This window comes from Paraburkholderia sp. RAU2J, assembly GCF_003634845.1.
Taxonomy (GTDB): Bacteria; Pseudomonadota; Gammaproteobacteria; order Burkholderiales; family Burkholderiaceae; genus Paraburkholderia; species Paraburkholderia fynbosensis.
Window position 1 is genome coordinate 1,456,547 of the sequence record NZ_RBXG01000001.1, and the last position, 26,277, is coordinate 1,482,823.

Annotated in this window: 23 protein-coding genes and 1 pseudogene; 16 read left to right on the plus strand and 8 right to left on the minus strand. The window is 63.3% G+C overall.

Annotation, left to right across the window (positions count from 1 at the left end; genetic code table 11):
- Positions 1-23: 23 nt before the first annotated feature.
- Both B0G69_RS06745 and eutC read left to right on the plus strand, forming a co-directional pair.
- Positions 24-1,418: an ethanolamine ammonia-lyase subunit EutB gene (locus tag B0G69_RS06745; RefSeq protein ID WP_121316192.1), complete on the plus strand. Its 1,395-nt coding sequence runs from the start codon at positions 24-26 to the stop codon at positions 1,416-1,418.
- Positions 1,415-2,212 (plus strand): ethanolamine ammonia-lyase subunit EutC, encoded by a 798-nt coding sequence (gene eutC, locus B0G69_RS06750; protein WP_121316193.1) that lies wholly within the window; start codon positions 1,415-1,417, stop codon positions 2,210-2,212. Before B0G69_RS06745 ends, eutC begins: the two co-directional genes overlap by 4 nt.
- Before the next feature lie 30 nt (positions 2,213-2,242).
- Here eutC and B0G69_RS06755 read toward each other — a convergent pair whose 3' ends face one another.
- Positions 2,243-2,638, minus strand: coding sequence for a DUF779 domain-containing protein (locus tag B0G69_RS06755; protein ID WP_121316194.1), 396 nt, complete (start codon positions 2,636-2,638; stop codon positions 2,243-2,245).
- A 64-nt stretch (positions 2,639-2,702) separates the two neighbouring features.
- On the minus strand, positions 2,703-4,223 hold the full coding sequence (gene adh, locus B0G69_RS06760; RefSeq protein ID WP_121316195.1) for an aldehyde dehydrogenase: 1,521 nt from the start codon (positions 4,221-4,223) through the stop codon (positions 2,703-2,705).
- 304 nt (positions 4,224-4,527) lie between these two features.
- Between adh and B0G69_RS06765 the strand changes: the two genes are divergently transcribed.
- A complete protein-coding gene (locus B0G69_RS06765) occupies positions 4,528-5,574 on the plus strand; it encodes a helix-turn-helix domain-containing protein (protein WP_121316196.1) in 1,047 nt (348 codons plus the stop codon).
- An 85-nt stretch (positions 5,575-5,659) separates the two neighbouring features.
- On the opposite strand, the gene B0G69_RS06770 is transcribed toward B0G69_RS06765, so the two are convergent.
- On the minus strand, positions 5,660-7,771 hold the full coding sequence (locus tag B0G69_RS06770; RefSeq protein WP_121316197.1) for a heavy metal translocating P-type ATPase: 2,112 nt from the start codon (positions 7,769-7,771) through the stop codon (positions 5,660-5,662).
- A 359-nt stretch (positions 7,772-8,130) separates the two neighbouring features.
- Between B0G69_RS06770 and cadR the strand changes: the two genes are divergently transcribed.
- From cadR to B0G69_RS06805, 6 genes are all read left to right on the plus strand, one after another.
- Positions 8,131-8,562, plus strand: coding sequence for a Cd(II)/Pb(II)-responsive transcriptional regulator (gene cadR / locus B0G69_RS06780; RefSeq protein WP_121316199.1), 432 nt, complete (start codon positions 8,131-8,133; stop codon positions 8,560-8,562).
- A gap of 102 nt (positions 8,563-8,664) precedes the next feature.
- A complete protein-coding gene (locus B0G69_RS06785; protein WP_121316200.1) occupies positions 8,665-8,865 on the plus strand; it encodes a hypothetical protein in 201 nt (66 codons plus the stop codon).
- Between the two features lie 28 nt (positions 8,866-8,893).
- On the plus strand, positions 8,894-10,297 hold the full coding sequence (gene dbpA, locus B0G69_RS06790) for an ATP-dependent RNA helicase DbpA (protein ID WP_121316201.1): 1,404 nt from the start codon (positions 8,894-8,896) through the stop codon (positions 10,295-10,297).
- Positions 10,298-10,612: 315 nt separating this feature from the next.
- Positions 10,613-11,767: a pyridoxal phosphate-dependent aminotransferase gene (locus tag B0G69_RS06795; protein ID WP_121316202.1), complete on the plus strand. Its 1,155-nt coding sequence runs from the start codon at positions 10,613-10,615 to the stop codon at positions 11,765-11,767.
- A 140-nt stretch (positions 11,768-11,907) separates the two neighbouring features.
- A complete protein-coding gene (locus B0G69_RS06800) occupies positions 11,908-12,702 on the plus strand; it encodes an ABC transporter substrate-binding protein (protein ID WP_121316203.1) in 795 nt (264 codons plus the stop codon).
- A gap of 137 nt (positions 12,703-12,839) precedes the next feature.
- Positions 12,840-13,685: an AraC family transcriptional regulator gene (locus tag B0G69_RS06805; RefSeq protein ID WP_121319158.1), complete on the plus strand. Its 846-nt coding sequence runs from the start codon at positions 12,840-12,842 to the stop codon at positions 13,683-13,685.
- A 55-nt stretch (positions 13,686-13,740) separates the two neighbouring features.
- Here B0G69_RS06805 and B0G69_RS06810 read toward each other — a convergent pair whose 3' ends face one another.
- Both B0G69_RS06810 and B0G69_RS06815 read right to left on the minus strand, forming a co-directional pair.
- A complete protein-coding gene (locus B0G69_RS06810; RefSeq protein WP_121316204.1) occupies positions 13,741-14,328 on the minus strand; it encodes a LysE family translocator in 588 nt (195 codons plus the stop codon).
- Between the two features lie 257 nt (positions 14,329-14,585).
- The gene (locus tag B0G69_RS06815) at positions 14,586-15,215 is read right to left on the minus strand and encodes a TetR family transcriptional regulator (protein WP_121316205.1); all 630 of its coding nucleotides are present in this window, start codon (positions 15,213-15,215) and stop codon (positions 14,586-14,588) included.
- 132 nt (positions 15,216-15,347) lie between these two features.
- Between B0G69_RS06815 and B0G69_RS06820 the strand changes: the two genes are divergently transcribed.
- The 6 genes and pseudogenes from B0G69_RS06820 (at position 15,348) to B0G69_RS06845 (ending at position 21,547) form a co-directional block, all read left to right on the plus strand.
- Complete coding sequence (locus B0G69_RS06820; protein ID WP_121316206.1) at positions 15,348-16,430, plus strand: alkene reductase; 1,083 nt, start codon at positions 15,348-15,350, stop codon at positions 16,428-16,430.
- Positions 16,431-16,480: 50 nt separating this feature from the next.
- Positions 16,481-17,269 (plus strand): SDR family oxidoreductase, encoded by a 789-nt coding sequence (locus B0G69_RS06825; protein WP_121316207.1) that lies wholly within the window; start codon positions 16,481-16,483, stop codon positions 17,267-17,269.
- Between the two features lie 117 nt (positions 17,270-17,386).
- Positions 17,387-17,850 (plus strand): annotated as a pseudogene (locus tag B0G69_RS06830) (oxidoreductase); the annotation flags it as partial.
- 23 nt (positions 17,851-17,873) lie between these two features.
- Positions 17,874-18,788, plus strand: coding sequence for an alpha/beta hydrolase (locus B0G69_RS06835; protein WP_121319160.1), 915 nt, complete (start codon positions 17,874-17,876; stop codon positions 18,786-18,788).
- Positions 18,785-19,786 carry an NADP-dependent oxidoreductase gene (locus B0G69_RS06840; protein ID WP_121316208.1) on the plus strand — a complete coding sequence of 334 codons (1,002 nt, stop codon included), beginning with the start codon at positions 18,785-18,787 and terminating at the stop codon, positions 19,784-19,786. The genes B0G69_RS06835 and B0G69_RS06840 overlap by 4 nt, the downstream gene beginning before the upstream one ends.
- 498 nt (positions 19,787-20,284) lie before the next feature.
- The gene (locus B0G69_RS06845; RefSeq protein ID WP_121316209.1) at positions 20,285-21,547 is read left to right on the plus strand and encodes an IS110 family transposase; all 1,263 of its coding nucleotides are present in this window, start codon (positions 20,285-20,287) and stop codon (positions 21,545-21,547) included.
- A 501-nt stretch (positions 21,548-22,048) separates the two neighbouring features.
- On the opposite strand, the gene B0G69_RS06850 is transcribed toward B0G69_RS06845, so the two are convergent.
- Complete coding sequence (locus tag B0G69_RS06850; protein WP_121316210.1) at positions 22,049-22,927, minus strand: NmrA family NAD(P)-binding protein; 879 nt, start codon at positions 22,925-22,927, stop codon at positions 22,049-22,051.
- A 125-nt stretch (positions 22,928-23,052) separates the two neighbouring features.
- On the opposite strand from B0G69_RS06850, the gene B0G69_RS06855 reads away from it, so the two are divergent.
- Positions 23,053-23,961, plus strand: coding sequence for a LysR family transcriptional regulator (locus B0G69_RS06855; RefSeq protein WP_121316211.1), 909 nt, complete (start codon positions 23,053-23,055; stop codon positions 23,959-23,961).
- Positions 23,962-24,093: 132 nt separating this feature from the next.
- On the opposite strand, the gene B0G69_RS06860 is transcribed toward B0G69_RS06855, so the two are convergent.
- Positions 24,094-24,723, minus strand: coding sequence for a TetR/AcrR family transcriptional regulator (locus B0G69_RS06860; protein WP_277873509.1), 630 nt, complete (start codon positions 24,721-24,723; stop codon positions 24,094-24,096).
- 76 nt (positions 24,724-24,799) lie between these two features.
- The gene (locus B0G69_RS06865) at positions 24,800-26,260 is read right to left on the minus strand and encodes a TolC family protein (RefSeq protein WP_121316213.1); all 1,461 of its coding nucleotides are present in this window, start codon (positions 26,258-26,260) and stop codon (positions 24,800-24,802) included.
- Positions 26,261-26,277: the final 17 nt, after the last annotated feature.

Below are 26,277 nucleotides of genomic sequence, written 5' to 3' on the forward strand. Positions count from 1 at the left end.
GCAGCGGCGATGGAGTCGTAAGCATGAGATACACCGAGTCGATCGGCAGCCGCACGTATCGCTTCGCCGATCTGAAGACGCTGATGGCGAAAGCCAGCCCGCAGCGCTCCGGCGATCAACTCGCGGGCGTCGCGGCAGTGACCGAAGAAGAACGCGTCGCTGCCAAAATGGCGCTCGCGCAGGTGCCGTTGCGCACCTTCCTCAATGAAGCGCTGATCCCGTACGAGAGCGATGAGGTCACGCGCCTCGTGATCGACGATCACTCGCCGCAAGCGTTCGCCGAGATCGCGCATCTGACGGTCGGCGATTTCCGCAACTGGCTGCTGAGCAGTACGACCGATGCGGACACGCTCACGCGTATCACCGCCGGTCTCACGCCGGAGATGGTTGCCGCTGTGTCGAAGCTGATGCGCAACCAGGATCTGATCCTGGCGGCGCGCAAACGTCCGGTGATTACGCGCTTTCGCAACACCGTCGGCTTACCGGGTCACATGTCGGTGCGTCTGCAGCCGAATCATCCGACCGACGACGTCAAAGGCATCGCGGCTTCGATGCTCGACGGCCTGATGTACGGTTGCGGCGATGCGATGATCGGCATCAACCCGGCGAGCGATAATCTCGCCGCGATCACGAAGCTGTTGCTGATGATCGACGAATTTCGACAGCGCTATCAGGTGCCGACGCAATCGTGCGTGCTGACGCACGTCACCAACACGATTGCCGCGATCGAAAAAGGCGCACCGGTCGACCTGGTGTTTCAATCGATCGCGGGCACGGAGAAAGCGAACGCGAGCTTCGGTATTTCGCTCGCGCTGCTGCAGCAAGCATATGAAGCGGGACTGTCGCTGCAACGGGGCACGGTCGGCAACAATCTGATGTACTTCGAAACCGGGCAGGGCAGCGCGTTGTCGGCCGACGCGCATTTCGGCGTCGACCAACAGACCTGTGAAGTGCGTGCGTATGCGGTGGCGCGCAAGTTCAATCCGTTCCTCGTGAATACCGTGGTGGGCTTCATCGGACCGGAGTATCTGTACGACGGCAAGCAGATCACGCGCGCCGGTCTCGAAGACCACTTCTGCGGCAAGCTGCTCGGCGTGCCGATGGGTTGTGACATCTGCTACACGAACCACGCCGAAGCCGATCAGGACGATATGGACAACCTGCTGACGCTGCTCGGCGTCGCGGGCATCAATTTCATCATGGGCATTCCGGGCGCGGACGATGTGATGCTCAACTACCAGAGCACGTCGTTCCACGACGCGCTGTATGTGCGCAACGTGCTCGGTTTGCGCCGCGCGCCGGAATTTGAGGAGTGGCTGGAGTCGATGCAGATCACCGACGCACGCGGTGCTTTGTTGAGTGCGTCGCCGCAGCAACCGCTGCTCGAAGGCGCGCGCGACTGGATGGGCATGGCATGAGCGACTTCCTCGAAAAGAACCCATGGAACGCGCTGCGCGAGTTCACCAACGCGCGTATCGCGTTGGGCCGCGCAGGCAGCAGTTTGCCGACTGCGCCGTTGCTCGCGTTCAACCTGTCGCATGCGCAGGCGCGCGACGCGGTGCATCATCCGCTCGATGCCGATGTGTTGCACGAGCACTTGCGCGCGCAAGGCTTCAAGACATTGGATGTGCATAGCGCGGCGCCCGATCGTGAGCATTATTTGCGGCGTCCCGATCTGGGCAGGCGCTTATCGGAGGAGAGTCGCGCGATGCTCGCAAAGACGCGGGCCGCGCCGAGCGATGTGGTGTTCGTGATCGGCGATGGTCTTTCCGCGTTCGCCGCATCGAAGCAATCGGTCCCGCTGCTGCAAGCCGTTTGCCCGACACTCGCGGATTGGACAATCGGCCCGGTGGTGGTGGCACGGCAGGCACGCGTCGCGCTCGGCGACGAAATCGGCGAGTTGCTCAACGCGAAGATCGTGGTGATGCTGATCGGCGAGCGGCCTGGTTTGAGTTCGCCTGATAGCCTCGGCATTTATCTGACGTACGCGCCCAAGGTGGGATGCAGCGATGCGCAACGCAATTGCATTTCGAATGTGCGCCCGGAAGGACTCGACTACCCGCTGGCCGCGCACAAGTTGCATTACCTGCTCACGCATGCCCGTCGCCTGGGGCTCACCGGCGTCGGCCTGAAAGACGATAGCGATGCGCTGCTGGCAAGCACTCCAGCAACGCCCGCTATCGGTGACGATTCAAACAAGGCCGCGACGTAACCTACGACGTAAGCGACCCGACATCAGCCCTCAGGCATCCGCCCGTTCCACCGGATGAATTTCAAGCCACGCATTCTCGTCGTCTTCGAAGAGGCGGGAGCGCGTGAGAAACCGCATGCCGCTCGGGCGCTCCAAAGAAAACATCCCGCCATTACCGGGCACCACGTCGATGATCAGTTGCGTGTGCTGCCAGTATTCGAATTGCGATTCGCTCATGTAGAACGGCACGTCCGCGATCGTCCCGAGTTTCACATCGGACCCGCCGACCATGAACTCGTTGCGGGGAAACATCATCGGCGCGCTGCCGTCGCAGCATCCGCCGGATTGATGGAACAGCACCTCCCCATGTTCGGCGCGCAGCTTGCCGATCAACTCGACAGCGGCAGGCGTCGCGATCACGCGGGCGACTTCTTTCTCATCGGCCATCACATGCCCTCGCTGAAAAAGAGCGAGCCGCGCAATGCGGCCCGCCCCGGTCGGACCGTTAGCGTTAGAAGAACCCGAGCGGCTTCTCGCTATAGCTGACGAGCAGGTTCTTGGTCTGCTGGTAGTGATCGAGCATCATCTTGTGATTCTCCCGGCCGATGCCCGATTGCTTGTAGCCGCCGAACGCCGCATGCGCCGGATACGCGTGGTAGCAATTGGTCCACACGCGGCCCGCCTGGATCTGCCGGCCGAAGCGATAGGCGCGCGTGCCATCGCGCGTCCAGACGCCGGCGCCCAGACCGTAGAGCGTATCGTTGGCGATTTCCAGCGCTTCGTCCTCGGTCTTGAAGGTCGTGACCGACACCACCGGCCCGAAGATTTCCTCCTGGAAGATGCGCATCTTGTTGTGGCCGCGGAACACGGTCGGCTTCACGTAATAGCCCTTGCTCAGCTCACCGTCGAGCGTGTTGCGCTCGCCGCCGATCAGACATTCGGCGCCTTCCTGTTTGCCGAGGTCGACGTACGAGAGGATCTTTTCGAGCTGCTCCTGCGAGGCTTGCGCGCCGATCATCGTCTTGCTGTCGAGCGGATGCCCTTGCGCAATCGCGGCGACGCGCTTCAACGCACGTTCCATGAAGCGGTCGTAAATCTTTTCGTCGATCAGCACGCGCGATGGACACGTACACACTTCGCCCTGATTCAGCGCGAACATCGTGAAGCCTTCGAGTGCTTTGTCGAAGTAGCTGTCGTCGGCGTTCATCACGTCGGCGAAGAAGATGTTCGGGCTCTTGCCGCCGAGTTCGAGCGTCACCGGAATGATGTTCTGGCTCGCGTACTGCATGATCAGACGGCCAGTCGTGGTCTCGCCGGTAAACGCGATCTTCGCGATGCGCTTGTTCGACGCGAGCGGCTTGCCGGCTTCGAGACCAAAGCCGTTCACCACGTTCAGCACGCCCGCGGGCAGCAGGTCATGAATCAGTTCGACCAGCACGAGGATTGAAGCGGGCGTTTGCTCAGCGGGCTTCAGCACCACGCAGTTACCGGCGGCCAGCGCTGGCGCGAGCTTCCACACCGCCATCAGGATCGGGAAATTCCACGGGATGATCTGACCGACCACGCCGAGCGGTTCGTGAAAGTGATAGGCGACAGTGTCGTCGTCGATCTCGGAGATCGAGCCTTCCTGTGCACGCACCGCGCCGGCGAAATAGCGGAAGTGATCGATCGCGAGCGGAATATCGGCGGCCATGGTTTCGCGCAGCGGCTTGCCGTTGTCGATCGTCTCGGCGACCGCGAGGCGTTGCAGATTCGCTTCCATCCGGTCGGCGATACGGTTCAGGATGTTCGCGCGATCCGCCGTGGAGGTTTTGCCCCATGCGACTTTCGCACGGTGCGCGGCGTCGAGCGCGAGTTCGATATCGGCTTCGCGTGAACGCGGGATCGACGTGAACGGCTCGCCGGTGATCGGCGACACATTGTCGAAGTACTCGCCGCCCACGGGCTTCACCCATTCCCCACCGATAAAATTTGCATACTGCTTCTTGAACGGGAATTCGGTGGTCAGAAACTGCATCTCCGCGTGATTCATCTGTGTGCTCCTCGCATGATTGAATGGGCTGTATTCGGCGCGCTATACCGCTCGGCCGTGACAGCCTAGAGCCAGAAGTGTGCCAATGCACCGCGCCGGTGACCCGTGCACGCGCAGCAGGCATCGGCGCACGGCATCGTGCGCAGCGCTGTTCAGGCCAAGGCACTGGAGCGTTTCGTTTCTGACCAGTGTGTGCCGTCCTGTTCATGAATTGAACAGGGCGCGCGGGCGAGAGCGCGACAAGTGGGTTCGGCATGGGACTTGCCTTCCTGTTCTCTTCCCCTTCCGTTTGCGCAGGTCCGGTATGACGACCGATACCCGAGACGACAGCCTCATCAATCCGACGCTCGCGCCGCACCCGAGCTTCCGCGTGCAGACGCGCGTCGCTCACGACGCCGATGAACAGGCGGGCAATCTGCACGGCTGGAACCAGACTTATGACCAGTTGACCGCGGGCTGCTTCGTCGGCGAACTGACGGAGCTGTGCATCGATCACATGCAGGTGTTCGTCGAGACGACGAGCCACACGTTGCGGCAAACCTGCGAGGTGCAGAAGGACGCGTACTGGTTCGGTATCCCGACTTGCACGACGGCTTCGGGCCGCATCGACGCGCAGGTGATCGCCGGCGACGCGCTCGCGTTTCGTCCGGGCGGCGTGGAGTTCGAATTGCTGACCTCGGCGGGCTACGAGATTTTTGGCGTGGTGGTGAAGGGCGAGGTGCTGCGCCGTTATGCGGCGGACGTGGAGCGTGTCGGTCTCGCCGATCATATGCCGCACAACGAAGTCGTGCCGATCGGCGTGGCGCGCAAGGCGCGCTTATGTGCGTCGCTGCGTCAATTGCTCGACGACGGCGCGGCGAGCGGCGCACCGTTGTCTGCGTTCGCGCGCAACAATGTGCAGGCGTCGGTGCTGGCATCGCTGTTCGACGTCGGCGCGTTGCCGGCGGCGGAGCCGGTTGCGATGCCGGCGCGGCCGCGTCGTCAGTCGATCGTGTCGGAAGCGCGCGAGTACGTGCTGGCCCATCGCGATCGCGCGGTCAGCGTGCCGGAGTTGTGCGAGCGGCTGCATGTGAGCCGGCGCACGCTGCAGTACTGCTTTCAGGACGTGCTCGGCATGGCGCCCGCCACCTATCTGCGCGCGCTTCGTCTGAATGGCGCGCGGCGCGATCTGTCGAATGCATTGCGCGAATCGCGTTCGGTGCAGGATGTCGCGGCGGCGTGGGGCTTCTGGCATCTGAGCCAGTTCGCAACCGATTATCGGAAGCTATTCGGCGTACGCCCGTCGGAGACGTTGAAGGCGGCGGTGAGCGTTCGCCACGGCATGGCAGAAGCAGGTTCGTTCGCTCACTAGGCGCACGGGCGGCACGCGAGCAGCGGACAGGCAGCGGTCCCGCCGTTCAGGCGCCAGCAACACGCGCCTCGTATCCGTGCGCAACTCACTTGCGCAACAGACGCAGCCCGTTCCCCACCACCAGCAGGCTCGCGCCGACATCGGCGAACACCGCCATCCACATCGTGCCGAGACCCATCAACGTCAGCACGAGAAACACGCTCTTGATGCCGAGCGCCAACGCGATGTTCTGCACCAGCACCGCATGCGTCGCCTTCGACAGACGGATGAATTGAGGAATCTTGCGCAGGTCGTCGTCCATCAGCGCGACGTCGGCGGTTTCGATCGCGGTGTCGGTGCCCATCGCGCCCATCGCGAAGCCGATGTCGGCGCGCGCCAGCGCGGGCGCATCGTTGATGCCGTCGCCGACCATGCCGACCGTTGCCCCATTAGCCGACCATTGGGCGACCGCGTTCAGCTTGTCTTGCGGCAACTGGTCGCCGCGCGCTTCGTCGATACCGACCTGCTGCGCGATCGCCGAGGCGGTGTGCCGGTTGTCGCCGGTGAGCATCGCCGTGGAGACGCCGAGCTGCCGCAATTCGGCGATGGCGGCGCGGCTCGTCTCCTTCATCGTATCCGCGACGGCGAAGAGCGCGAGCACGCGCTCCGGGTTCATCAGCATCACGACGGTTTTGCCTTCGCCTTCGAGCGTGTCGAGGCGCGCTTCGAGCGACGCCGAGCAGTGGCCGAGTTCTTCGACCAGCCGATGATTGCCGAGCCAATACGGCGCGCCGTCGATAGTGCCGCGAACGCCGCGTCCCGCCAGCGCTTCGAACGCATCGACCGTGAGATGGGCCATGCCGTCGCTTTGCGCCGCCGCCGCTATCGCCATCGACACCGGATGATCGGAGCGCCCCGCGAGACTCGCCGCGAGCGCCCGGCAACGGAGCGCGTCTGCCATGCCGCCGACGCCGTGTAACTGCTCGAACTCGGTCTGCGCCGGTTTGCCGTGCGTGATCGTGCCGGTCTTGTCGAGCGCGAGCCGGGTGAGCTTGCGGCCCTGTTCGAGATAGGCGCCCCCTTTGATCAGGATGCCCTTGCGCGCGGCGGCCGCGAGCCCGCTGACGATGGTCACCGGCGTCGAGATCACGAGCGCGCACGGACAGGCGATCACCAGCATCACCAACGCCTTGTAGACCCACTCGTGCCACGCTCCGCCCAACAGCAGCGGCGGCACGACCGCGACGGCGAGCGCGATCGCGAACACGATCGGCGTATACAGCCGCGCGAACCGGTCGACGAAACGTTGCGTCGGCGCTTGGGTGCCTTGCGCTTCCTCGACCGCGTGGATGATCCGTGCGAGCGTCGTGTTGCTGGACCCGGCCGTGACGCGATAGTCGAGCGAGCCCGCCTGGTTGATCGTGCCGGCGAACACGGCGTCGCCGATGGTTTTGTCGACGGGCAGGCTCTCGCCCGTGATCGGCGCCTGATTCACGCTGGAGCGGCCCGCGACGACCTCGCCGTCGAGCGCGATCCGCTCGCCCGGCTTCACGCGCACCACCGCGCCGAGCGGGATCGCGTCGAGCCTCGTGAGTTGCCAGCCGCCTTGGGGTTGCCGCACGCTCGCCTGCTCCGGCGTGAGTTGCATCAAGCCCTGGATCGCATGGCGGGCGCGGTCGAGCGACTTCGCCTCGATCAGTTCGGCGATCGTGAAGAGCACCATCACCATCGCGGCTTCCGGCCACTGGCCGAGCATCAGCGCGCCGCTCACCGCAATGCTCATCAACGCGTTGATGTTCAGGTTGCCGTTGCGGATCGCGAGCCAGCCCTTGCGGTACGTTGTGAGGCCGCAGGAGACGATCGCGAGGAGCGCCAGACCCGCAGCCAGCCAGACCGGTGCGCCGAGCCAGCCAGCGGCCTCTGAGCCCGCCGCGGCGGCCCCGGCGAGCGCGAGCGGCCACCACGGCCTGGGCGGTGCGGGCGAAACGGCGGAGGGCGCTGTGCCGGAGGCGGTGCTCGCGAGTTCGGGCGTGAAGTCGAGTGAGTGGAGCGCGGCGAGGATCGCATCAAGGGCATGCGGCGCGTGGACGACCGTCAGCACACGCTGCATCAGATTGAAGTCCATGCTGCGCACGTGGGCCATGCGGCTGAATTTCTTGCGAATCAGCGCTTCCTCGGTCGGGCAATCCATCTGCATGATGCGGATCGCGGTGCGCATGTCGTCGCCGACGGCTTCGGATCGCGGCAGCGCGATGGCTGCGGAGATCGCGGTTGCGGGTGTGCAGCAATCGGCGGCGGCATGGGTGTCGTGGGCATGAGCACGAGCACCGCGACGGCCATTGCCACGATCATGGCCACGCGCATGCGGATCGACACGCCCACAACACCCCTCTTGCCCGTGCGCATCCCCATGCTCATGAGCATGCCCCTCACGACCATGAGCACAGCCTTTCCCCTCTTCATAACGGTCCGCTTCGGATTCGCTGACGTGACGCATTGGTGGCTTCCTGGTTCGATTTGTGGTCTAGTAAACACCTTGAAGCCACTACAAGGTCAAGGCCGCTATCCGGAGGGTCCATGAAAATCGGCGAATTGGCGGAAATCGCCCATTGCACGACCGAAACCATCCGTTTCTATGAGAAAGAGGGCCTGTTGCCCGAGGCGGATCGCACCGAGGCCAATTACCGCAGTTACACGGCGAAGCACGTCGAGCGTTTGCGCTTTATCCGCAATTGCCGCGCGCTCGACATGACCCACGACGAAATCCGCGCGTTGCTGCTGTTAACCGACGCGCCGGCGAACGGCTGCGGCGGCATCAATACGCTGATCGACGAGCACATCGCGCACGTCGACACGCGCATCGACGAACTGAAGCAACTGAAACTGCAATTGACCACGTTGCGCGAGCAATGCCGCGGCGAACAGGCCGTCGAAGACTGCGGCATCGTGCACGGCCTGAGCGAAATGGATGTGAGCGCGCCGCGTGCGCGCCATACGCATCTGGGCTGAAGCGTTCCGGCCGCATCGCGTGATCGAGCGCGGCGACCCCTTCATGGCCGGGCCGTTCGTGCGGCCCGCCCGATAAACCCCGAATCCAGTTGGAGAATCAACGTGTTTACCTGTAGAAATCAGTCCTGCGACGCGCAGTGGGAACTGTCGGACGTCGTCATCAAGAACGAAGGACAGGGGCTGCTGTTCCGTTGCCCGATGTGCGGCGCGCGCAATTACGTCGAGCGTTTCGACGGCGAAGACGGCTCGGTGCTGTACGAACAGATCGAAGGCCGTCCCGCCCCTGGCCCCATGGCCGACTAGTCTCCAGCCAATAGCGAACCCTCACCCTATGAACAGTCCCACCACCGCCGGCGCGCCGTTTAGCGCATTGCCGCTGCCGGACGCGACCCTCGCGAACCTGACGCAGCTCGGCTACGTCGAGATGACGCCGATACAGGCCGCGAGCCTGCCGATCGCGCTCGCCGGCCATGATCTGATCGCCCAGGCGAAAACGGGCAGCGGCAAGACCGCGGCGTTTTCGCTCGCGCTGCTCGCGCGCCTCGACGTACGCAACTTCGCCGTGCAGGCGATGGTGCTGTGCCCGACGCGCGAACTCGCCGATCAGGTCACGCAGGAAATCCGCCGCCTCGCGCGCGCGGAAGAAAACATCAAGGTGCTGACGCTGTGCGGCGGCACGCCGATGCGGCCTCAAACGGCCAGCCTGGAACACGGCGCGCACATCGTGGTCGGCACGCCGGGCCGCATCATGGATCACCTCGAACGCGGCAGCCTGCCGCTGCAAGCGCTGAACACGCTGGTGCTCGACGAAGCCGACCGCATGCTCGACATGGGTTTCTTCGACGATATCTCGACCGTCGTGAAGCAATGCCCGAAAGAGCGGCAAACGCTGCTGTTCTCGGCGACATACCCCGAGGGCATCGTCAAGCTGAGCCAGCAGTTCCTGCGCAATCCGAAGGAAGTGAAGCTCGCCGAGCGGCACGACAACACCAAGATTCGCCAGCGCTTCTATGAAGTGACCGAAGACGAGCGCCTGCATGCCGTCGGTCTCCTGCTCAACCACTATCGCCCGGTGAGCACGCTCGCGTTCTGCAATACCAAGCAGCAATGCCGCGATCTGCTCGACGTGCTGCGCGCGCAAGGTTTCCATGCGCTCGCGCTGCATGGCGAACTCGATCAGCGCGAGCGCGATCAGGTGCTGATCCAGTTCGCGAATCGCAGCTGCTCGGTGTTGGTCGCCACGGACGTCGCCGCGCGCGGTCTCGACATCGCGCAACTCGAAGCGGTGATCAACGTCGACGTAACGCCGGACCCGGAAGTGCACGTGCACCGCATCGGCCGCACGGGCCGCGCCGATCAGGAAGGCTGGGCACTGAGCCTCGCGAGCATGAACGAGATGGGCCGCGTCGGCAGTCTCGAACAGGCGCAAAAGCGCGACGTCGAATGGCACAAGCTGTCCGAACTCACGACGACGAGCAAGGAGCCGCTGCTGCCGCCGATGGAAACGCTGCAGATTCTCGGCGGCCGCAAGGAAAAGATCCGCCCCGGCGACGTGCTCGGCGCGCTGACCGGCGAGGCGGGTTTCGCCGGCTCGCAGATCGGCAAGATCAACGTAACCGAGATGTCGACCTACGTGGCGGTGGAGCGCAGCATCGCGCGCGACGCGCTGCGCAAGCTCAGCGCCGGCAAGGTGAAGGGCAAGAAGGTCAAGGTCCGTCTGATGGACGACGCCTGATAGCGCCCGCTATCAGGACATCGTAAGGGGTGGCGGCATTCGCGGCCGCTCCCTTCGCGCATCACATTACGTCATACCTGCGCTTTATTTCGGGTGCTTTTCGCGGCCCGGTTTCTTCCCCAAGGCTTTGATCCGATTGGCTTCACCGGGCGCGGTGCGCTTTCGCGCGCGTCATGACGTAAACGCATGCCGCGCATGACAAAGTTTCGATTGTGACGGTTCTTTGGCTGATGCCTAATCACCAGACCGGAAAGGCCGCCGCACTGTCGGTGCGTCCTCGAATCCGCAGCCGGATGAAGAAAGGGAGATAGCCTTATGCAGAGCGCCATGCAAGCCCGCTCGAAACTGCCTGACGTGGGCACGACGATTTTTACCGTGATCGGCCAGCTGGCCGCTCAATACGATGCGCTGAACCTGTCGCAGGGCGCTCCGAATTTCGCGCCGGACGCGAAACTGGTCGACGGTGTCGCGCAAGCGATGCGCGCTGGCCACAACCAGTACGCGCCGATGGCCGGCATTGCCGCGTTGCGCGAAGCGCTCGCCGACAAGGTCGAAACGCTGTATGGCGTGCGCTACGACCCGGTCAGCGAAGTGACCGTGATCGCCAGCGCGAGCGAAGGGCTGTATTCGACGATCAGCGCACTGGTGCATCCCGGCGACGAAGTGATCTACTTCGAGCCGTCGTTCGACAGCTATGGTCCGATCGTCCGGCTGCAAGGCGCGACGCCGCTGGCGATCAAACTCTCGTTGAGCGACTTCCGCGTGGACTGGGACGAGGTCGCTGCCGCGATCACGCCGAAGACCCGCATGATCATCATCAACACGCCGCACAACCCGACCGCTACCGTGTTCAGCGAGGCCGACGTCGCGCGGCTGAAGGCGCTCACGCGTAACACCGACATCGTGATTCTCGCCGACGAGGTCTATGAACACGTCGTGTTCGACGGCGCGAAGCATCAGAGCATGGCGTGCGACGCCGAGCTCGCGGAGCGCAGCGTGATCGTCTCGTCGTTCGGCAAGTCGTATCACGTGACCGGCTGGCGCGTCGGCTATTGCCTCGCACCCGCCGCGCTGATGGACGAGATTCGCAAGGTCCATCAGTTCATGGTCTTTTCCGCCGATACCCCCATGCAGTACGCGTTCGCCGATGCGCTGGCCGATCGCGAAAGCTACCTCGGCCTGTCCGCGTTCTATCAGAAAAAGCGCGATCTGCTCGCGCACGCGCTGCGCGAGTCGCGCTTCGAATTGTTGCCGAGTGAGGGCAGCTTCTTCATGCTTGCCCGTTTTCGCGGCATCTCCGACGAAAGCGACAGCGATTTCGTGCTGCGCCTGATTCGCGATGCGCGCGTCGCGACGATCCCGTTGTCCGCGTTTTACACTGACGGCACGGATTCCGGTTTGATCCGCCTCAGCTTCTCGAAGGACGACGCGACACTGCTCGAAGGCGCGCGGCGTCTGTGCGAGATCTGAGCGCGCTGACGAACGTGGTCCGCAGCACTGGCTGGTTTTTTGAACGCAGTATGATCGTCGCGCCTCGTTACGCCGCCGTGCATCGGCATGCTGCGGCGCGGGCGATACGACGAAATCGAAAGAAGAGAAAGGGATTCGCTATGAAGTTGCTCAAGCCTCTATTGGCGCTGGCCTGCGCATTCGCGTCGCTCGCGGCGTCGTCCGCCGCGAGTGCCGCCGACACCGCGACGCTGCGCTTCGGCGTCGAAGCGCAGTATCCCCCGTTCGAATCGAAAGGCCCGAACGGTGAATTGCAGGGGCTCGATATCGACGTGGGCAATGCTGTCTGCGCCGCCGCGCACATGACGTGCAAGTGGGTCGAGACCTCGTTCGACGGATTGATTCCCGCGCTGCAGGGCCGCAAGTTCGACGCGATCAATTCGGCGATGAACGCGACCGAGCAGCGTCGGCAGGCGATCGATTTCACCACGGTCGTGTATCGCGTGCCGACGCAATTGATCGCGCGGCGCGACAGCGGCTTGCTGCCGACACCCGAGTCGTTGAAGGGCAAGCGGGTGGGCGTGTTGCAGGCGTCGATTCAGGAGACCTTCGCGAAGACGCATTGGGAACCGGCCGGTGTGACCATCGTGCCGTACCAGGATCAGAATCAGGTCTACACGGATATGGCGGCCGGACGTCTGGACGCGACGCTCGTGCTCGCGCCTGCTGGACAAACGGGTTTTCTGTCGAAGCCTAACGGCAAGGACTATGCGTTCGTCGGCCAGCCGGTGCGTGACGACAAGATTCTCGGCAGCGGCATCGCGTACGGGATTCGCAAGGGCGATACGGCGCTGCGCGATCAGTTGAACGCGGCAATCGCGAAGGTGCAGGCCGACGGGACGGTGAAGACGCTGGCGACGAAATATCTCGGCAATATCGATGTGAGTGCGAAGTAAGTTATTGCTGCATGCGCATACGCACGCGCGGTGATGTTGACGCTCTCGCGGTGTTGGCTTGTTGACGGCGTGTTTGACGGCTACGATACGTAGGCCTCGCTTTGGCGAGGTCTATGCAAGCATCGGAGAGCACGCGGATGAGCGGAATCACAGAGGCGGCAAGCCACGTTAAGAGCGCTTCTGCGCCGAAGTTCTGGCGCAGCGACGCGCTGCCGTTCATCGAAGCACGTTCCATCGACGACGGCCGCGAGGTCTGCTACGCCAAACACTCGCACGAGACGTTTTCGATCGGCGCTGTGACCGGCGGCCGCAGCGTGTATCTGAATCGCCATGCGCGCGAGTGGATCGGCGCCGGTGCAGTCGTAATGATGAACCCCGACGACGTGCATGCATGCAACCCGATCGCCGACGAGCGCTGGTCGTATCGCATGCTGCATGTCGACGTCGAATGGCTCACGGGGCTGCAACACGAACTGGGCTTCAGCGAGAACCGCGCGTTTTGCGCGTTCTCGCAGACCATGACGCTGGATGCGGCGTTGTTCGATGGCTTGGACCGGCTGTGCGCGATTCTGGTCGCCGACGATGCCGACACGCTGCGCAAGGAAAGCGCGGCGATCACCTTCTTCTCCGAAGTGCAACGCAAGCTGAATCCGGCGTCCTTGCCGGATCGCGAAGCAAGCCGGCAACTGGCGCGGGCTGCGGAATTCATCGCTGAAAACTGCACGCAATCGCTGACACTCGAAGACATTTGCGAGGTGGCGGACTTGTCCGCGTCGCATCTGATTCGCGTGTTCAAGCAGCGCTACGGGATGACCCCGCACGCTTATTTGATCAACCGGCGCATCCAATACAGCCGCGCGCAACTCAGACGCGGCCGTCTGATCGCGGATGTCGCACTCGATGCCGGTTTCGCCGACCAGGCGCATTTGCAGCGGACGTTCAAGCGGCTGGTCGCGGCGACGCCGGGGCAGTATCGCACTTGACCTCGACTTTGACTTTGATCTGGCGAATGCACTGAGCGGTGCACAGCGCGGTGCGTCACTCCATCAGCAGATATAGCGCGCTGGCCGCAAGCAGCGCCGCCATCACGCGATTGAACGGCCTGACCCGCTCCGGTTCCTGCAAGTATTTGCGCAGGAACGTGCCCGCGTAGGCCCAACTCGCAATCGACACGTAGCAGATCACGAAGTACAACGCGGTGAATTGCCAGACGAGGCCGCCGTCGCCGTTGGCCGCATAGGCGCCCATGCCGGCCAGCGACGCGAGCCAGGCTTTCGGATTGAGCCATTGCATCGCCGCGCCATGGGCGAAGGACGGGCCGCGAGACGGTTTATCCGTGCCGAGACGGCCGTCGTCAATCGCGAGCGTGTACGCCATGTAAAGCAGGAAGGCGATGCCGGCCCATTTGATGATGTCGATGAGATTGGGGAAATGCGTGAGCAACTCATGCAGACCCAGTCCGATGAGCAGAAGCAGCGCGGTGAAGCCGACGGTCGCACCGCTCACGTGCCGCATGCTAGCGGCGAGTCCGTGCCGGGCGCCCGCGCTGAGCGCGACGACGTTCACCGGGCCGGGGGAAATGGAGCTGGCGAGCGCGAAGGCGGCCATGGAGAGTAAGACGGTCATCAGATGCCTCGGTACGTGAGCGCGTTGCGCAGGAATGGCGACGGTCAACGGTATCGGGCGCAGGGGTGGGGTGTATTGAAGGAAATTGCTTTGTGGGAGGAGAGCGCTTGAAGGGCGCTAGAAAAGCAAAAAGCCCGGTCGCGAGGACCGGGCTTTTTGCTTTGAATCTTTGGGTGGGGCGTGAGTGACTCGAATACTCGACCGACTGACTCATGCAGCCGACTCTCGGACATTTCGGTGTGCCACCTGTGACTGCATCATTCCGGCCTTGCCGACGCGCCGCTACCGTGATCGCGCGTAGGTTCGCCCGCGCTCGCCGACGGGCTCATTGACGCCAGAATCTCGTCGCGGCAAACCGCAAGGATTTCGTCGGCCAGCGGCGAATCGTCCGGGCAGGCGCGCGACATGACAATGGCACCGACCGCGTGCGCCAGTATGTCGAGGGATCTGGCTCGCGCCTGGCTTGGGTCCACCCCGTCCAACGCACTGCCCTCGGGGTTCAGCACAGCCAGCAGGCTCTCAATGCCGGCCGCGAACGTGGCCCGAACTGCTTCCGACTGACGCGCGGCATCCCCGCTCAGTGCGGCCATCGTGCAACCGGTTGCGCGGGCGTCGCGGTGCTCGCGGGAAAGGTAGTACCGCACAAACTCAGGCGCGTTCACACCCTCGCTCAGCGCCGCGGTCTGCGCGATGCCGCAGGCCGCCGATTCCGCCATCAGGTCGGCCTTGGAACGGAACTGCTTGTAGAAGCCGCCGTGGGTGAAGCCGGCGGCGGCCATCAGATCGGCAACGCCAACCCCATCGTAGCCGCGCTCCCGAAACAGCCTGGACGCCGTCTCGACGACGCGCTCCCGGTTGGCCTGCGCCTGTGCCTTGGTGATCTTCATTTGTTGACCACTGTGAGTGCATATCTGCGAAGGCTTCATTATACATTGATGTCGATCGTCATCAAAACCTTGACAGGTTGGATTATGACCGTCATCATTGAGCGCACTATCAACCCTGGAATGTGACGCAACATGAGCGACACGACGCTTTTCGAGCCCTACGCCCTCGGCCGCCTGACACTCGCCAACCGCTTTGTCATGGCACCGCTGACCCGCAATCGCGCAGGCGCGGGGCTGACACCCGGCGCACTGGCCGCGACCTACTATGCGCAGCGCGCCTCGGCCGGCCTCATCATCACGGAGGCCACCCAGGTGTCAGCCCAGGCGCAGGGCTATCAGGACACGCCCGGCCTCTACACACCTGAGCAGATCGCCGGCTGGCGCAAGGTCACCGAGGCTGTGCATGCCAAGGGTGGGCGCATCTTCGTGCAACTCTGGCACGTCGGCCGTGTTTCGCACGTCGATGTCCAGCCTGGCGGCGCTGCGCCGGTCGCGCCTTCGGCGATTCGCGCTGCGACAAAAACCTTCGTCAACGACGGATTTGTCGACGTGTCCCAGCCACGTGCGCTGGCGCTTGTCGAATTGCCGGGCATCGTGAACGATTTCCGCCAGGCTGCGGCTAACGCCATTGCAGCCGGCTTCGACGGCGTGGAGATCCACGGTGCCAACGGCTACCTGCTGGAGCAGTTCATCAAGGACGGGGCCAACCAGCGCACTGACGCCTACGGCGGCTCCATCGAGAACCGTGCTCGCCTGTTGCTGGAAGTCGTCACTGCGGTGGTGGAAGAAATCGGCGCCGACCGCACTGGTGTGCGCATCTCGCCTGTGTCGCCGGCAAACGGCATCTCGAGCAGCGATCCCCAGCCGCAATACCACTACATCGCCGGGCAGCTCAGCGCGCTGGGCATCGTCTATCTGCACGTGGTCGAGGGTGCGACCGGCGGCCCGCGTGATGTCGCACCGTTCGACTACGACGCGTTGCGCCGCCGGTTCAGGCAAACCTATCTGGCCAATAACGGCTACGACCTGGAACTCGCTACCGCCGGACTCAACGAGGGAAAGGCAGACCTGTTCGCCTTCGGCCGCGCATTCATCAGCAACCCCGATCTGGTGGAACGCCTGAAGACCGGCGCACCGCTGGCGCAGCCCGACTTCGCCACGGTCTATGGTGGCGGCGCTGCGGGCTACACCGACTACCCGAGCGTTGCCGCCTGAGGCGTGCTGCTTGCGTCCGCGTCCGAACCACTTTGCAAAGGAAATAACCCATGACCACGCTTCCGACTGTTCTCATCACCGGCGCCTCCTCCGGCATCGGCGCCACTTACGCCGAGCGCTTCGCCGGCCGCGGCCACGACCTCGTGCTGGTTGCACGCGACAAGGCGCGCCTCGATACGCTGGCCGCACGTCTGCGTGAAGAAAGCGGTGTGGCCGTCGAAGTGCTCCAGGCCGACCTGACCCAGCCTGGGGATCTGGCCGCGGTCGAGACTCGCCTGCGCGACGACGCTCGCATAGGCATCCTCATCAACAACGCCGGCATGGGTCAGGCGGGCGGCTTCGTGCAGCAGACCGCTGCGGGCATCGAACGCCTGATCACGCTCAACACCACGGCGCTGACGCGGCTCGCAGCCGCGGTCGCTCCGCGCTTCGTGCAGTCGCGGACCGGAGCGATCGTCAACATTGGCTCGGTGGTGGGTTTCGCGCCCGAGCTCGGCATGTCGATCTACGGCGCGACCAAGGCCTTCGTGCTGTTCCTGTCGCAGGGATTGAACCTCGAGCTGTCGCCCAGTGGGGTCTACGTGCAGGCGGTGCTGCCGGCGGCGACCCGCACGGAGATCTGGGAGCGCGCCGGCATCGACGTCAATACGCTTTCCGAAGTGATGGAGGTCGGCGAACTGGTTGATGCGGCGCTGGTCGGCTTCGATCGCCGCGAACTCGTCACCATCCCGCCGCTGCACGTGGCCGGGCGCTGGGACGCGCTGGATGGCGCGCGTCAAGGGCTCATGTCGGACATTCGACAAGCGCACGCGGCCGATCGCTATCGGCCAGAAGCCTGACCACTGCGGCTTCCGTCCTACCCGAAAGCCAGCCATGCCTTATCGACCGATGCCCCGGCTCAGCCCTCAACATGTAACCCGATGACTGACGCGCCTACACGGCGCCCCCACGCTTTGCGGATGATCGCTTCGACCGGCCGGTTGGAAGAGACGGACTATCTGCGCGAGCTGGGTGCGGCCGAGGTTATCGACCGTCGCACGTTGTCCGAGCCGGGTGCACCAATCGCCAAGGAACGGTGGGCCGGAGCGATCGACCCGGTTGGCAGCCACACGCTGGCCTACGTGCCGGCGCAGACCTGCTACCACGGCGCGGTGGCTGCCTTCGGGCTCGCGCAGGGCGCGGACCTGCCCGGCTCGGTGTTGCCCTTCGTCCTGCGCAACGTGACCCTGGCCGCCATCGACTCGGTCACGCACCGCAGAACATGCGGCTGGAAGCATGGGCACGTCTGTCTGTCGACCCGGACCCCGGAAAGCTCGCACGCACTACCCGGATGGTCGGCCTGGCCGACGTGCCTGGCCTCGCAGATGCGGTATTCCCGGGCCGGGTGCGTGGCCCCACCGTCGTGGACGTCAACGCATGAAGGCCGAGCCCAAGGAATCGATGATGATCAGTTTGAACCCAGATAGCCAATCGGCAACGTCCTATGCCCACGCACCGAACAACCAGCTCAGGGCGGCCGGAACCACCTTCGCTTACCGTGAACTGGGCCCGCACGGCGGCATTCCGCTGATCCTGCTCAACCACTGGGGCGCCGTGCTGGACAACTTCGACCCGCGCATCGTCGATGGCCTGGCCCGCGAGCGTCGCGTTATTGCGATCGACTACCGGGGAATCGGTTCTTCCGGCGGCATTGCGCCCGTGAGCGTGGACGAGATGGCGCACGACACCATCGCGTTGATCCGCGCGATGGGTTTCAATCAGGTCGATCTGCTCGGCTTTTCGCTCGGCGGCTTCGTGGCGCAGGACGTGGCGCTAAAGGCGCCTGACCTGGTGCGCAGGCTTATCCTCACAGGCACGGGGCCCGCGGGCGGTCAGGGCATCGATCGTGTGGGGGCCATCTCCTGGCCACTGATGCTCAAGGGCCTGGTGACGATGCGCGACCCCAAGACCTATCTGTTCTTCACCTCCACCGCTAACGGCCGGCAGGCAGCAAGCGCATTCCTCAAGAGGCTGAAGGAACGCGAGGCGGGGCGCGACAAGGGGCCGACACCCCGCGCGTTGCACCGCCAGCTCAAGGCGATCAAGGCTTGGGGCCAGCAGGCGCCGCAGGACCTCGCCCGCCTGCACATGCCTGTCCTGATCGCCAATGGAGACAACGACATCATGGTGCCCACGGCCTTGAGCCACGATATGGCCCGCCGCATTCCCAACGCGCAGTTCGTCATTTACGAGGACGCGGGACACGGAGGCATCTTTCAGTATCACACCGACTTCGTGATCAAGGCGCTGAAGTTTCTGGCGCAATGGATCCTTCGCGGTCAGCGACAGGTACCCAACATTGGATTTAGAACACCATGAAAGCGCTCACCTTCAAACGCTATGGCAAGTCACCCGAGATCGGGTTCGCCGAAGTGCCTCGCCCCACGCTAAAGCCTGATGAACTGTTGGTCCAGGTCCACGCGGCGGGGTTGAACCCAATCGACAACATGATTCCGGCGGGAACGTTCAAGCCCGTCCTCAAGTTCGAGTTGCCCGCTACGCTGGGCAGCGATATTGCCGGTGTGGTGACTGAGGTCGGCAGCCGTGTGACGCGTTTCAAGCCGGGCGACGCAGTCTTTGCCAGCCTCTTCGATCTCGGCAGGGGCTCGATCGCCGAATTCGCGGCGGTGCCGGAGAGCGTCGCCGCGTCGAAGCCGTTCAATCTCGACTTTGTGCAGGCTGCGGCCGTTCCGATGGTCGGGCTCACCTCCTGGCAGGCGTTGAAGGAGCGCGCCAATCTTCGAGCTGGCCAGAAGGTGTTCATCCCTGCCGGGTCCGGAGGTATCGGCACGTTTGCGATCCAACTGGCAAAGCACTTCGGCGCCAGGGTGGGAACGACCACCAGTACGGGCAACGTCCCACTAGTAACCAGTCTGGGCGCGGATGAGGTCGTCGACTATAAAAAGCAGGAATTCGAGAAAGTGCTGCGCGGCTACGACGTGGTGCTTGGGACTATCAGAGGTGACGCGATTGAAAAATCCATAGGCATCCTCGAACCGGGGAGCAAGATTGTGTCTCTCATCGGGCCGCTGGACGCAGCGTTCGCCCGTGCTCGCGGGCTAAACTTTATTCTGAGGTTGGTATTCGGGCTAATGAGCCGCAAGATCATGCGGCTTGCGAAAACGCGGGATGTATCCTATTCATTTCTCTTCGTGCGTCCCGATGGCACCCAGCTTGCCGAAATTGGCGAACTGCTTAAGTCAGAACGCGTTCGTCCAGTGATCGACAAGGTCTTTCCGTTTGAGCAAGCGAAGGAAGCGCTTGAATACCTGGCCCAGGGACGCGCCAAGGGCAAGGTCGTCGTGAGGGTCAGGTGAGCTGCCAAACGGTTGACGGTTGACTATGCGTGACCTTGCCCTGGCGTTCGAAGAGGCGCAGGGGCGACTAGGGCAAGGCTCACAGAGACCCGGATGGCCGCTCAGGGGAGCGGAGCCGACGCCCGAATGTCTGAGCAAAAAAACGCGCGAATGACGCTTGTTAGCCGCCCACTGCCTCATACGATCACCATGAATTGGTCGAAGCACTCGGGTATCGACTGACGACACCCGACCCTGTATAGATAGTCCGTCCCGCTTTCATCGATACTGGTGGGACTGGCAGCGAGCTGCCAGTCGAGGCGGGACATGCACCCGTGGACTACGAATATCCCGACCCAAACGCCTGGACGATTGCCGCTTTAGCTTCGAGTCCACGGGTGCGCCTGCGTCCGATAACGAATACTCAGGGTTCGCCGTGGCACCGGCTCACTATATTGCCTTCGCTGGACGCAAGCATGCATGTCCCTACGGGGTAATCTATCACTTGCGGAGGTTCACATGGCACCTCTATCGAACCAGCAATTCAAGGCTTTCGTCGGCCTCGACTGGGCAGATACCAAACATGACATCTGCCTACAGCAGGCAGGCGACGACAGGCGCGAGTTCGACTGCATCCCTCACCAGGTTACGCGCATTGATGAATGGGCAAAGGCGTTACATCAGCGCTTTGGTGGTCCGATCGCGGTCGCGCTTGAGCTGGCCACAGGGCCGATCGTCTCTGTGTTGCAGAAACATGCGTTCGTCACTCTATTCCCGATCAACCCTGCAATGCTCGCGAAGTACCGTGAGGCATTCAAGCCGAGCCGGGCCAAGGACGATCCCACCGATGCCGAACTGGCACTCGACCTGCTGCTGCGCCATCCTGAGCGGTTCAGCCCGCTCAGGCCGCAGAGCGCAGGCATGCGCTCCTTGCTGAGCCTGATCGAACAGCGTCGTGAACTGGTCGGCGACAAGACCCGGTTCACCAACCGGCTAACCAACGCACTCAAGCAGTATTATCCTCAAGCCTTGGAATGGTTCGACGACATCGACACGGTGCTGTTCTGTGATTTCGTGACCCGCTGGCCTACTCTGCCGGCAGCCAGGCGCGCGAACAGAAAGACCCTTGAAACGTTCTTCCATGCGCACAATTGTCGCCGGGCCCAACTGATTGAGGGACGTCTGGAGTCAATCCGCTGCGCTGCATCGCTCACTGATGATCCCGGTATCGTTGCACCTCACCGGTTGCTCGCGCTGATGCTGGTGACGCAACTGCGCACAGCGCTCGCTGCGATTGACGTGTTCGACAGGGAAATCGCGGCAGTCGCACGGGCGCTGCCCGACTTCGACCTGTTTGACAGCTTGCCCGGCGCAGGTCCGCATCTGACACCGCGCCTGCTGGCTGCGTTTGGCGAGCAACGTGACCGCTTCAGGGGCGCGGATGAACTGCAGAAGTACTCCGGCATCGCGCCGGTCACCGAGCGCAGCGGCAAGAAGTGCTGGGTGCACTGGCGCTGGCAATGCCCGACCTTCCTGCGCCAGACCTTCGTCGAATGGGCGGGCCAGACCATCAACAAATCGTTCTGGGCGGGCGCCTACTACCGGCAACAGCGGGCGAAGGGCAGCTCGTATCAGGCCGCCGTGCGGGCATTGGCGTTCAAGTGGATACGGATCATCTACCGCTGCTGGCAGACCGGAACGCGGTACGACGAGAACATCTACCTCAACGCCTTGAGGAAACGCGGTTCACCACTCCTCGGGAACCTCGGGCTTCCGGGGTAGCCCGCTCCGGTCGACGGGTTACGCAACTGCTTCCGGATCCGTGGGTTGCCTCCGCTTGACGTCATGTCGCGAGTTGTCCACGGCCGGCCGGCGGGTCGCCTGTTATGACCATGACGCTGGCCGGCGGTGGGCAACTCGCCAGATGAGCGCACGACGTTTCTTCGACATCCGCCGTTTCATGAATGAGCGACGCCCGAGGCTACAAGGTCAAGGATGTGGGCTGCGCATGCCCTCGGAAAAACCTTGACTGACCGCCTCAGGGCGTGAAGCGATCATTCGACTGGAACTCGCGAACGACCACTTTTCGTTGGACTACTGCCCGATGCGGTCGACCGGAGCCGATCTTCAACGGCCGGAGAGAAGACTTCCAGTGCGCGGGCGAATCTGCCGAGGGCGGCTTTCGTAGCGCGCTGCCATACGACGGAACGCCGGCGTGTAACGCAATCTCAAGGCGGCGATGTGACGCGTTCGAATCGAAGCGCCGCCTCCATGGTCGCCGCTTTAACTCGATGCCCATTCTTTCGCGGTTGCTTCCGCGAAATCCCGATACGAACGCGGCGCGCGGCCCAATAGCGCGGTGAGCGCGTCGATTTCCGTCGATGTCGCCACTGCGCCGTCCTGCTGGTAGCGCCGCATCATCAAGCGCAAGTCGTACGCGAGCCAGTCCGGCGATACCTGTTTGAGCCCCGCTTCGAGCGCATCGAGATCGTCGCCCGCATAACGGATGGGGCGTTGCAAGACGTCCGCCCAGATTGCGAGGATCGAATCTGCGGTGAGCGCATCGGGACCGACGAGTTCGAACGTCACGCGAGGCAAGGATGCGGCGGATCGCTCGCGGCGCAGCAGTTCGCGCGCGGCTGCGTCGCCGATGTCGCGCACATCCACCATCGAAATGCCTTTACTGCCGATCGGCATGGCGTAGATGCCGTGCCCGAGCAGCGCCTCTTTCTGACGGACATCGTTCTGGATGAAGTACGCGGGACGCAACACCGTCACGGGTAAATCCATCCCTTCGATCATCCGTTCGACCGTGTGCTTACTCGCGAAGTGCGGCACGTCGACGTATTCGGCGCCCTTGAATACCGACAGATAAACGATGCCCTTCACGCCCGCTTCGCGCGCAATGCTCATCGCCTGAAGCGCTTGCGTCAGTTCGTCGGCTGCGTTCGGCGCGAGCAGGAATAGTGTGTCGATGCCTTTCATCGCCGCGCGCATTGCGGCGATGTCGGAGAGCTCGCCTTTGATCGGCACAACGCTGCCTTCGAACTTCGCCTTCTCCGGCGAGCGCGTGAGCGCGCGCACGTCTGCCCCTTCGTTTTGAAGATGCGCGATGACTTGCGAACCGACGACGCCCGTGGCGCCCGTGACCAGAATTGTCATGTTGTTTGTCCTTGGATACGTGAAGGGCCGTCGTTTGTCGGGCCCGGCAGAAACAACGATAGCCGTTCCATGCGCGGGTCGAAAGCCCGATAATCGAGACCATCTGTCTCGTCAGTGGAACGTCTATGGATCTCGCCGCTTTAGCCGACTTCAACGCCGTAGCCGAACATAAGGGCTTCGGCCCAGCGAGTCGGGCGCTCGGACGTCCCAAGGCGACGCTTTCGCGTCACGTCGCGGAACTCGAAACGGATCTGGGCGTGCGTCTCGTCGAACGTGGCTCGCGCATGCTTCGGCTGACCGAAGAAGGTCACGCGCTCCATGAACGCACGCGAGGCCTGCTCGCAGAAATCGTCGAAGCGGGCGAAGCCGTCGCCGCGCGCGCACCGGTGCCGAGCGGGCGATTGCGTGTCAGCGCGCCACTAGTATTCGGTCAGGTCGTGCTGAGCCGCATCGCATCGCGATATGCGTTGGCCCATCCACAAGTGGAACTGGAGATCGTCGCCGAAGACCGCATCGCCGACCCTGTACAGGACGGCTTCGATCTCGTGCTACGCATCAATCCGCCGCAGGATGCGCTGCTCGTCGGACGATGCATTGCGACGGACCGCCGCGTGCTCGTCGCGCCACCCGGTCTGTCGATTCCGCGCGCGCCGAGCGATTCCCGAGCGCTCCTCGAATTGCCTGCGATATTGATGAGCAATACGCCTGTCAATGCGCGCTGGCAGATCGAGATGAAGAACGGCATGACTCGCACGATCGCGCCCGCGCCGGTCTTGCGCATGTCGTCGTTACTGATGGTGCGTGAAGCCGTGCTCGACGGTGCGGGCGCCGCGCTGCTGCCGGGTCTGCTGGTCGAGCAGGACGTGCATGCGGGGAAGCTCGTGCAGCTTGGTCTCGAAGCAGGTCCGCCCGTCGAGATCTGGGCACTCTACAGCTCGCGGCGATTGCTGAGTGCCAAGGTGCGAGCGTTCATCGACACCTTGCAGCAGACAGGAAGTTTGCGGCCTACCTCGGGCGCTGGCTTCAGGCAGTAATGCAGAGCATCGAATGAGGCAATGAGGCAGCACGGATAGTTCCCGCTGTCGCCGCACTCGCGCGTCTCGCAAAGACGTGTCTCTTTGAATTCCTGCAGCACGCTATCGAGGTCGACAAGTCGCGTGAACAAACTATGTTCCAGTCAAGACTGATGCATTGCAGAACATCCTTGTAAATACGCGGCACAAAGTCGTTTCGGCCGAAGCGTCCGACAGATCATTGGGCATTGTCATGTTGAAGCAGAGGATGCCGTCGATCAATGCGATAACGGCGAGCGCGTGGTCGGCGAAAGGACCCGGCAACTGTATGTTGAGGCGCTTGCATAACTGCTCGATGAAGTACGCGACCATGTCGCGCTTTTGCAGGCATAGGGCATGCACATGCTGTCGGAATTTCGCATCACGCGTGGCATGCAAACGTGCCTCAGCCCAGACGATGTAGTTGTTATCGTCGCGATAGCACTGCGCATATAACAAGGTGAGCTGTTCTTGCAGGTTTTCGCTGGACGGTGCGGCGTCTCGCAGCGTCTGCAAGTTTTTTTGCATGTTCTGGTGATCGAGACGGAGCAGTTCGACGAATAGATCGCTCTTGCTGCTGAAGTTCGAGTAAAACGCGCCGCGGCTATAGCCGGCCTGGGCTGCGATATCCTCCACGCTGGTCGCAGCAAACCCCTTTTCGGCGATGCTCGACGCTGCTGCGTCGAGCAGGCGCCGCCGGGTTCGCTCGCGGCTTTCTGCTCGCGTCATTCGTTTGTGTGGCATGCGGCAAAGCGCTCATATGGCAAAGAACGATGGCCAGAATCCACGCTCCTGGCAAATCGTTGGGTGCTTAGGGCTGCTATTTGATGGCGACCGCTTCGGATTCGCGCGGTTGCCATCCGCCGCCGAGCGCCTTGAAGGCAGCAACGGCTGCGCGTGCGGATTCCGTTTGCGCCTGCACCCGCTCATCGGAGGCGCGTAGCAGGTTGTCGTCGGCCTGCAAGACTTCGATCAGGCTGACTACGCCTTTTTGATAGGCCGCGAACGAGGCGGCTCGCGCCCGGCCGAGCGAGTTCACTCCCTGGGCGAGTACCACCGCCTGTGCCTCCCGCTTGACGAGTGCCGAGAATGAGTTCTCGACGTCTTCGGTTGCATGAAGCGCGGCGAGCCGATACGCGGCCAGCACTTCCGCCTGCTGCCCCTTGGCCTGCTCGATCTGCGCATTGATGCGGCCGAAATCGAACAGACGCCAGCGCAGCCCCAGCACGCCAGCGGCCTGATTGGCGCCGGTACTGAACAGGTTGCCGCTGGCCACCGAGGTGGCGCTGCCGAGCAGTCCGCTGAGCGACACCTTAGGGTAATACTCGGCGACGGCCACGCCGATGCGCGCGTTCGATGCAGCAAGGCGACGCTCGGCCGCGATCAGGTCGGGCCGGCGCCTGAGCAACTCTCCCGGGGATCCTGTGTCCGCGATCCGCGGGGCGACCGGGATGTCACCAGCGTCGACCAGTTCGGCCCGATGCGTGCCGGGCTGTGAGCCCAGCATCACATCCAGCGCGTTCATCGCTGCATCCAGACCCGCCTCGAGGACCGGGACAGATGCCTGAACCTGGGATAGCGCACCTTCGGCCTGGCTCACCTGAAGGTCGGCCGCCAATCCTTTGCTATACAGGAGGTTGATGGTCGAAAGCAGATCCTGCTGTGTCTGCACCTGCTGTCGGGCAACCTTCAGACGGGCCTGCAATCCACGAATCGTGATGTAAATGTCGCCAGTCTGCGCCGCCACTGCCAGGCGCGTGGCCGCCGCGCCGGCTTCCGAAGCCTGGTATTCGGCAAGTGCCGCTTCCCGCCCGCGACGCAGGCCACCAAACACATCCAGTTCCCAGCTCGCGTTGAAATTAGCCTCGTAATCATTGCCGTAGCGATCGAAACCGGGCGTGGAATTCAGGACTCGCCCCAGGGGGGTTTCGACCGACTGGTAGACTCGCGCCGCCTGGCCGCTGACATTGCCGGACGGCAGCAGCGCGGCATTCGCCGCGCCAAGTCCCGCGCGCGCCTGCGAGACGCGAGCGGCGGCCTGGGCGAGGTCCAGGTTCTGTTCCAGCGCGAGCGTGACGAATCGTGTCAATTGAGGATCATCGAAACCCGTCCACCACGTGACAAGGTCGGCACTGGCCGCCGCGTGCCGGTGATCCACCGCGGCCTGGCCCTGGAACTGCTCGGGCATGGCTATGTTGGGCCGGACATAATCGGGGCCTACAGCGCAGCCAGCCGAAAGACTGGCGACAATAACCGCGGCAAGGATGGGTTTGGGTAGCATGAGCGTCTTCGCAAGGG